The 8032-nt window shown below is 71.8% G+C and carries 6 protein-coding genes; 2 read left to right on the top strand and 4 right to left on the bottom strand.

The window, feature by feature from the left end; translation table 11 throughout:
* Positions 1 to 328: 328 nt before the first annotated feature.
* Positions 329 to 895 (bottom strand): MarR family winged helix-turn-helix transcriptional regulator, encoded by a 567-nt coding sequence (locus tag ACFVYK_RS37230; protein ID WP_389781170.1) that lies wholly within the window; start codon positions 893 to 895, stop codon positions 329 to 331.
* Positions 896 to 1039: 144 nt separating this feature from the next.
* Between ACFVYK_RS37230 and ACFVYK_RS37225 the strand changes: the two genes are divergently transcribed.
* Positions 1040 to 2329 (top strand): MFS transporter, encoded by a 1290-nt coding sequence (locus ACFVYK_RS37225; protein WP_389781169.1) that lies wholly within the window; start codon positions 1040 to 1042, stop codon positions 2327 to 2329.
* A 133-nt stretch (positions 2330 to 2462) separates the two neighbouring features.
* On the opposite strand, the gene ACFVYK_RS37220 is transcribed toward ACFVYK_RS37225, so the two are convergent.
* The 3 genes from ACFVYK_RS37220 to ACFVYK_RS37210 form a co-directional block, all read right to left on the bottom strand.
* The gene (locus ACFVYK_RS37220; RefSeq protein ID WP_389781168.1) at positions 2463 to 3260 is read right to left on the bottom strand and encodes a class I SAM-dependent methyltransferase; all 798 of its coding nucleotides are present in this window, start codon (positions 3258 to 3260) and stop codon (positions 2463 to 2465) included.
* Positions 3261 to 3343: 83 nt separating this feature from the next.
* Positions 3344 to 4996, bottom strand: a complete 1653-nt coding sequence (locus ACFVYK_RS37215) for a SpoIIE family protein phosphatase (protein ID WP_389781167.1) — start codon at positions 4994 to 4996, stop codon at positions 3344 to 3346.
* A gap of 289 nt (positions 4997 to 5285) precedes the next feature.
* Positions 5286 to 6665, bottom strand: a complete 1380-nt coding sequence (locus tag ACFVYK_RS37210) for an NAD(P)/FAD-dependent oxidoreductase (protein ID WP_389781166.1) — start codon at positions 6663 to 6665, stop codon at positions 5286 to 5288.
* 383 nt (positions 6666 to 7048) lie between these two features.
* Here ACFVYK_RS37210 and ACFVYK_RS37205 point away from each other — a divergent pair, with 383 nt between their 5' ends.
* Positions 7049 to 7813, top strand: a complete 765-nt coding sequence (locus tag ACFVYK_RS37205; RefSeq protein WP_389781165.1) for a TetR/AcrR family transcriptional regulator — start codon at positions 7049 to 7051, stop codon at positions 7811 to 7813.
* The last annotated feature ends 219 nt before the right edge of the window (positions 7814 to 8032 follow it).

The raw sequence follows: 8032 nt of genomic DNA, 5'->3' as shown, positions 1-8032 counted from the left end.
CTTTCCGGCGGTTCCGACTCTATCAGATCCTTTCGGCGCTGATTCCCAGTCAGAGTGGGTTGTCTTCCCGGCTGTTGGGCCGTTCCGACGTCTCAAACCTTAGCGGATCCGTTCGGCAGTTCCTAATCGAGCTGCCGCCCCCTATTCGAATTGAATTCGGGCACGCCGAAATACAACCCTGCTGGGAGATCTTGCTGTGGTTTGGTTGTGCCGCTGCTGCGGCGGAGGTGCTGCCGAAGAACCGTTACGGCCCCCTGGCAACCCGAAGAACTCTACTGGCCCCGTGGAGGGGTGTCAAGCGCCCGCTGTCAAGATCTTTTACGGCGGGTCAGTCGAGGTCGCTGAGTCGGCCGCCGGCGTCCGGCTGCGCGTGCTCCACCCTGCGAAGAAGCCTGGTCAGGACCTCGCCGAGGGTCGTGCGCTCGTCGGCGGTGAGGTCCTGCAAGAGGTCCTCTTCGAAGACCGTCGCCATGCGCATGGCCCGCAGCCACTTCTCCCTGCCCTCGGGCGTCAGCTCCACGATCACCCTGACCCGGTTGGACTCGTCCCGCTCACGGGTCACCAGTCCCTCGGCGGTCATGCGGTCGATCCGGTGCGTCATCGCCGCCGGCGTCAGGCCAAGACGCTTGGCCAGTTCGCTGGGACCGAGGCGATAAGGGGCGCCGGAGAGCACGAGGGCCTTGAGGACCTCCCACTCGGCGTTGCTGATGCCGAGGTCGGCGGTCTGACGGCCGTACGCGACGTTCATGCGGCGATTGAGGCGGGAGAGCGCCGAGACGATCTTCTCGACCTGCGGGTCCAGGTCCTGGAACTCGCGCTGGTAGGCGGCGATCTGCTCTTCCAGGGTCGGCTCGCCGCCGAGGCCGGTGCCGGTCGTGCCGGGAGTGTCGCCCATGGGCGAAGTATCGCACGGAGCTCATTCGCCTTGAAGTGCTTCGAGGTGTACTGTTCAACCTCGAACTTTAGCTTCGAAGTCTTCGCTCCTAAGTACTGAGGCGGTAGAAGCATCCCGAGGTGCCGACGGCACCGACTGAGAGAGGTGAACGTGACCAGGGAGATGGGCGCGGCGATGCGCCGGATCCACGTGGGCAACGCACTCAGCGCGTTCGGACTGGGCTTCACCGTCCCCTACCTGTACGTCTATGTGGCGCAGGTGCGGGGACTGGGAGCCATGACGGCGGGGCTCGTCCTCGCCGTGTTCGCCGTGGCCGCGCTGATCGTGCTGCCGTTCGCGGGCCGGGCGATCGTGCGGCGCGGTCCCCTGCCGGTCCTGCTCGCCGCCCTCGTCACCGCCGCGCTGGGCGCTGTGGGCCTGGGGCTCGCCGCTGACGCCACCGCCGTCCTTGCCGCCGCGGCCGCGCTCGGGGCCGGGCAGGCCGTGATGCAGCCGGCGCTGGCGACGATGATCGTGGACAGCTCGACCTCGGAGACCCGCTCGCGTGCGTTCGCGACGCAGTTCTTCCTGCAGAACCTGGGGCTCGGCGTGGGCGGTCTGATCGGCGGGCACCTCGTCGACACCACGCGCGTGTCGTCCTTCACGCTGCTGTTCGCCATCGAGGCGGCGATGTTCCTGCTGCTGGCCGGGGTGATGTCGACGGTGCGGCTGCCGCACGCTCCGCGTGTGGGGGACGTCCCGCAGTCCGCAGGGGGCGGCTGGCGGCAGTTGGTCGCGAACCGGGCGATGGTGCAGCTGTGCGTGCTCGGGTTCGTGCTGTTCTTCGCCTGCTACGGGCAGTTCGAGTCGGGACTGAGCGCTTACGGGGTCGAGGCGGCCGGGATCTCGACGTCCGCGCTCGGGACCGCGCTGGCGGCCAACACGGCGATGATCGTGGTCGCCCAGTTCGCCGTGCTGAAGTTCGTCGAGCGGCAGAAGCGCTCGCGGGTGATCGCGGCTGTGGGGCTGATCTGGGCCGTGGCGTGGGTCGTGGCCGGGTGCGCCGGGCTCGGGCACGGCAGTCAGGCGATGGCGACGGCCGCGTTCGTGTCGACGTACGCGCTGTTCGGGCTGGGCGAGGCGATGCTGTCGCCGACGGTCGCGCCGCTGGTGGCGGATCTCGCGCCGGCCGGGCTGGCGGGTCAGTACAACTCGGCGTTCGCCCTGGTGAAGCAGTTGGCGTTGGCGGTCGGGCCGGCGGTGGGCGGACCGCTGGGGGCCTCGCTGCCCGCGCCGTACATCGTGACGTTCCTGCTGTTCTCGCTCGGGATCACCTACCTCGCGCTGCGGCTCGGGCGGCGGCTGACCGCCGTCCAGGATCAGCCGTGGCTGGTGCGGAACCGGGTGGTGGCCCGGGGCGGGGCCGCTGTGGAGCCGGTGGCGGCGGAGGCCTGAGGTCTGCGGCCTTCCGGGCCGGGGCGGGGCTGTCCCGGCCCCTGTGGAGGTGTGGTGAGGCGGCCGTCGTTCCTGAGAACGACGGCCGCCTCTCTGCGTCCTTCGTTTCTGTGCGCGGCGGGCTGCGGCGCGGTCAGCGGGTCGCGGTCACCAGGGTCGCCGTGAACGGGAACGTCGTCGTCGATGCGGGGAGGTGGGCGCGGATCGTCTCGGCGGCACGGTCGAGGGCTTCCTCGCCTCCGGAGTCGAGGAGCGACCGGCCCCAGGGGATCGCGGAGAGGTGGCCGGCGACGTAGTCCTCCAGAGGGGGGAGGTCGATGGCGAAGGTGAGGTCGCGGCTGGTCGTGGAGTGGAATCCGGCGCGGTCGAGGGCGGCGGTCAGGCGGTCCGCGGCGCCGAAGGCGGCCCGGAAGGTCGCGCCCGCCTCCGGGCCGTCGAACTGTTCGAGGGCGTGGAGCTGGGCCAGGAAGTATGGGGAGTCGTCCAGCCGGGCCCAGACCGTGGCGGCGAAGCGGCCGCCGGGGCGGGTGACCCGGGCCGCCTCCACCAGGGCGGCGTCGAGGTCGGGGAAGAACTGGGCGCCCTGCTGACAGAGGACGGCGTCGAAGACGGCGTCGGGGTAGGGGAGGTCGTCGGCGCGGGCGGGGGTGAACTCGATGTCCGGGTAGAGGCGCGGGTGGCATGCCACGGCGATCTTGAGCATGCTCTCGTTGACGTCCGCGCCGGCGACCCGGCCGGCGGGGCCGGCCTGGGCGGCCGCGGCGCGTGCCGCGAAGCCCGTGCCGCAGGCCAGGTCGAGGACGGTGGCGCCGGGGTAGAGGTCCACGGCGTCCACGAGTGCGGTGACGAAGGGCGCCATGAGGGGCGCGACATAGTGTTCGTAGCGCTCGGGAGCGCTTCCCTTGAGGTCGAAGCCCGTTGCGTCTGCCATGGGGAGTCACTAGCACCGGGGAACGGGTTCGCCTAGGTGCCGCGCGCGGGGAAGAGGAGTTCGGGGCTTTTCCCGGCCTGCTGTCAGTCGGCCGGTTTCGGCAGGACGAACTCGCACCACACGGCCTTTCCACCGCCCGGGGTGCGTCTGCTGCCCCAGTTCGAGGCGATGGTGGCGACGATGGCGATGCCCCGGCCGGACTCGTCGCCCGGTTCCGCGCGGCGACGGCGCGGGAGGTGGTCGTCGCCGTCGGTTACCTCGATGATCAGGCGGCGGTCGGTGCGCCGCAGGCGCAGCCGCATGGGCGGGACGCCGTGCTGGAGCGAGTTGGCGACGAGTTCGCTCGCGGCGAGGACGCCGAGGTCGTGCAGGTCGGCCGGAAAGCGCCAGCTGGTCAGGACGCCGGAGGCGAAGGCACGCGCGCGTGGGGCGGCCTCCACCCCGCCGAGGAGCTCCAGGGCCGCGTTGCGGAACAGCTCGCCGTCGGGGCCGGTGCGGGCCGGGTGCTGCAGGACGAGAACGGCGACGTCGTCGTCGTGGTCGGCGGTGACGCCGGCCGAGCGGACCAGGCGGTCGCAGACGACCTGGGGGGTGCCGGTGGCGCCGGCCAGGGCGCGCTCCAGGGCGGCGATGCCTTCGTCGAGGTCCTCGTTCCTGCGCTCCACGAGGCCGTCGGTGTAGAGGACGGCGGTCGAGCCGGGGCCGAGGGGGATCGAGCCGGAGGCGTGCATCCAGCCGCCGGTGCCGAGCGGCGGGCCGGTGGGCTCGTCGGCGCGCAGGACGGTGCCGCTGTCGTCGCGGACGAGGATGGGCAGGTGGCCCGCCGAGGCGTACACCAGACGGCCCTCGTTGGGGTCGTGGATGGCGTACACGCAGGTGGCGATCTGGTTGGCGTCGATCTCCGCGGCGAGGCCGTCGAGGAGCTGCAGGACCTCGTGCGGGGGCAGGTCGAGACGGGCGTACGCCCTGACCGCCGTGCGGAGCTGGCCCATCACGGCGGCCGCGCGGACGCCCCGGCCCATGACGTCGCCGATGACGAGGGCGGTGCGGCCGCCGCCGAGGGTGATGACGTCGTACCAGTCGCCGCCGACCGCGGCCTCGGTGCCGCCGGGCTGGTAGGTGGCGGCGATGCGCAGGTCGTCGGGCTCTTCGAGCTCCTGGGGCAGCAGGGAGCGCTGGAGGGTGACGGCGGTCTCGCGCTGGCGGCGTTCGCTGGTTCTGAGACGTTCGGCGGCCTCGGCGTGGTCGGTGACGTCGGTGGCGAAGATCAGGACGGCGCCCTTGCCGTTGTCCTCGGCGCCCGGGGTGCAGGTGAAGGTGTAGGAGCGGCCGTCGGGAGCCTTGCGGGACTTCAGGGTGCGGGGCTTGCCGCTGCGCAGCGCCTGGTCGAGGAGGGGCAGGAGGCCGAGGTCGCGGAGTTCGGGGAGGGCGTCCGCGGCCGGCTCGCCGCAGCGGCGTGCGCCGAAGGCGGCCGTGTAGGCGTCGTTGACGTAGGCGAGGCGGTGGTCGGGGCCGTGGACGAGGGCGACGAGGGCCGGGACGCGGTCGAGGACCTCACGGACCTGGAGTTCGTCGACGGCGGGCACCGGGGGCGGCTCGTCGGCGTGTTGTTCGGCGCGGGCCGCCGGCACGGAGCCCTCGCTCCGTCGGTCCGTGGTGGTGACCGGGTGCTCGGCTCGCGCGGCGGCGCGGCGCTGCGTTCCGGGGAGCCGGGCGCTCCAGCGCGTGAAGTTCACGAATCCTTGCCTCGTGTAGTCGTCGTCGGCCGGCTCCGGTCCCGGCCTGGGCTCCGGGGGCCGCGCGGCGGTGGCCGCACATTGTTACAGCACCCGGGCTGGGGAGCACGTGGGGCGGCCTCGCGTGGGTCTGGCGGGTGCGGGTGGTGGCCGCCCCGGCGCGGAAGAGGGCTCGAAAAGGGGCTCGAAAAGGGCTAGGAGCAGGGAGCAGGAGCAGTCTGGCAGTGTGGCCGCCGTCCGGGCCGACATTCGTCAGACGTGGGGGCGGTCGGCGGAGTTCCTGGATCGGTCAGGACGACCCCTTCGGGTCGCCGGAAGACTCGTCAGAAGCCTTTCCACCGGCAGCGAGTTCGAACTCCGCGCGGGGATGTTCGAGTGATCCGAGGGAGACGATCTCCCGTTTGAAGAGTCCGGAGAGGGTCCATTCGGCGAACACGCGGGCCTTGCGGTTGAACGTGGGCACGCGGCTGAGGTGGTAGGCGCGGTGCATGAACCAGGCGGGGTAGCCCTTGAGCTTGCGCCCGTAGACGTGCGCGACGCCTTTGTGCAGGCCGAGTGAGGCCACCGAGCCGACGTACTTGTGGGAGTAGGTGCGCAGGGGCTCGCCGCGCAGGGAGCGCGCGAGGTTGTCGGCGAGCACCTTGGCCTGGCGGACGGCGTGCTGGGCGTTGGGGGCGGTCTCGCTGCCGGGCTCGTCGGCCGTGACGTCGGGGACGGCCGCGGCGTCTCCGGCCGCCCACGCGTGGGCGGCCCCGTCGAGGGTCAGCTCGGGGGTGCATTTCAGCCGGCCTCGTTCGGTGAGCGGCAGGTCGGTGGCGGCGAGGAGCGGGTGGGGTTTGACCCCGGCGGTCCACACGACCGTGCGGGTTGGGAAGCGGGAGCCGTCGCTGAGGACGGCGACGCGGGCGGCGCAGGACTCCAGGCGGGTGTTCAGGCGTACGTCGATGTTGCGGCGGCGCAGTTCGCTGACGGTGTAACGGCCCAGGTCGGCCCCGACTTCGGGCAGGATCCGGTCGGAGGCCTCGACGAGGATCCACTTCAGGTCCTCGGGCTGGACGTTGTGGTAGTAGCGCGTGGTGTACCGGGCCATGTCCTCCAGCTCGCCGAGCGCTTCCACGCCCGCGTAGCCGCCGCCGACGAAGACGAAGGTGAGGGCGGCGTCGCGGATGGCGGGGTCGCGGGTGGAGGAGGCGATGTCCATCTGCTCGATGACGTGGTTGCGCAGCCCGATGGCCTCCTCGACGGTCTTGAAGCCGATGGCGTAGTCGGCGAGGCCGGGGATGGGCAGCGTGCGGGAGATCGAACCGGGTGCGAGGACGAGTTCGTCGTACGTCAGCTGCTGGGGGCCGGCGCCCTCTTCGTCGGTGGCGAGGGTGGTGAGGGTGGCGGTGCGTTCGGCGTGGTGGACGGCGGTGACCTCGCCGACCACGACCCGGCAGTGGGGCAGGACGCGGCGCAGCGGCACGACGACGTGCCGAGGGGAGATGGAGCCCGCGGCCGCCTCGGGCAGGAAGGGTTGGTAGGTCATGTACGGGTCGGGTGTGACGACCGTGATCTCTGCCTCGCCCCGGCCGAGTTCCCCTCTGAGGTTCCGCTGGAGCCGCAGGGCCGTGTACATCCCGACGTAGCCACCGCCGACAACGAGAATGCGCGCACGTTCCTTCACCATCCCATGACGCACCGGTCACGGGAGTTTGTCCACAGCCCCGACAATTTGTGTGACCGCGAGTCGCGCGGGCCCGCGGTTGGCCGAAACCCCGGAGCACAGGACAGGTGCGCAGGTCAGATGGTGTGCGCCGGGGTGCGGGAAGGGGCGCAATCGGGATGTATGCGACCCGTACTCCGATCGGGGGGCGCTCCGTGCGGAACGTGCCCCTTCTGAATTGACTCCCACTCAACTATGTTCGTGTGTCGACGGGGTGTCAGGGGGAAGCGCTCTGCGGGTCTGCGACGGGCGGGTCCACGGAGGCCGTCCCCTGTGTGTTCCATGCCCCGGCATTTCGATCGCGGGGAGAGTCTCCGGGGGGAGACGTCATTACCGGGGGAACATTCATGGCCATTCAGAACTCGCATTGGTCGACGGCGTCGGCTCTCGCACCAGGTGGCGCGATCGGCGCCGCGATGGGCGGCGGACGAGGTGACAGCGCGCGGACGGCACCGCTGCGCGTGGACGCACAGCGCAATCTGGAACATGTACTGCGGGCGGCGCGCGAGGTCTTCGGCGAGCTGGGCTACGGCGCGCCGATGGAGGACGTGGCGCGGCGCGCGCGGGTCGGGGTCGGCACCGTGTACCGGCGTTTTCCGAGCAAGGACGTCCTGGTGCGCCGGATAGCCGAGGAGGAGACCTCCCGGCTGACCGACCAGGCGCGGGCGGCGCTCGGCCAGGAGGACGAGCCGTGGTCGGCGCTGTCGCGCTTCCTGCGCACGTCCGTGGCGTCCGGCGCGGGGCGGTTGCTGCCGCCGCAGGTGCTGCGCGTCGGGGTGGCGGAGGACGACGCCGAGGTGGCGCCGGCCGGCGCGACGCGGGTGCCGCAGCAGCGGACCCAGCCGGGCGGCGGCGAACTGCGGCTCGTCCCGGAGGGCGGCGCCACGGGCTCGGTGGACGATGCCGGGGCAGCGGCGCTGCTCGAAGTGGTGGGCCGACTGGTGGAGCGGGCGCGGTCGGCGGGCGAACTGCGCGCCGACGTGTCCGTGTCGGACGTGCTGCTGGTCATCGCGACGGCGGCGCCCTCGTTGCCCGACCCGGCTCAGCAGGCGGCGGCCTCGGCGCGGCTGCTGGACATCTTGTTGGAGGGCCTGCGCTCACGGTCCTCCTGAGCTGCCCCTCAGGTTCAGGTGCGTCTCGTCCGGGAGAGTCCCCTAGGGGTGAGTCTCGTAGGGGTGAGCCTCATAGGGTGGTCTCGGGTGAGAGCGGGGGGGGCGCCCTGCGGCGCCCCCCCCCCCCGTGCACGCCCGACAAAACGGGGCACCGCACCCCCGGGAGCCCACACCCAAGCAAGCCAACGGCGGTGTAACAAACCCCGGAGAGTGGGAGGC

The organism is Streptomyces sp. NPDC058291 (assembly GCF_042880855.1).
GTDB lineage: Bacteria > Actinomycetota > Actinomycetes > Streptomycetales > Streptomycetaceae > Streptomyces.
Note: the sequence above shows the minus strand (reverse complement) of the source record. Positions and strands in the feature narration are given on the sequence as shown.

What these genes read in the sequence shown, in the direction of transcription:
- ACFVYK_RS37230 (WP_389781170.1), bottom strand. Translation starts at nt 895, where the DNA reads ATGGGCGACACTCCCGGCACGACCGGCACCGGCCTCGGCGGCGAGCCG.
- ACFVYK_RS37220 (WP_389781168.1), bottom strand. Translation starts at nt 3,260, where the DNA reads ATGGCAGACGCAACGGGCTTCGACCTCAAGGGAAGCGCTCCCGAGCGC.
- ACFVYK_RS37210 (WP_389781166.1), bottom strand. Translation starts at nt 6,665, where the DNA reads ATGGTGAAGGAACGTGCGCGCATTCTCGTTGTCGGCGGTGGCTACGTC.
- ACFVYK_RS37205 (WP_389781165.1), top strand. Translation starts at nt 7,049, where the DNA reads ATGGCCATTCAGAACTCGCATTGGTCGACGGCGTCGGCTCTCGCACCA.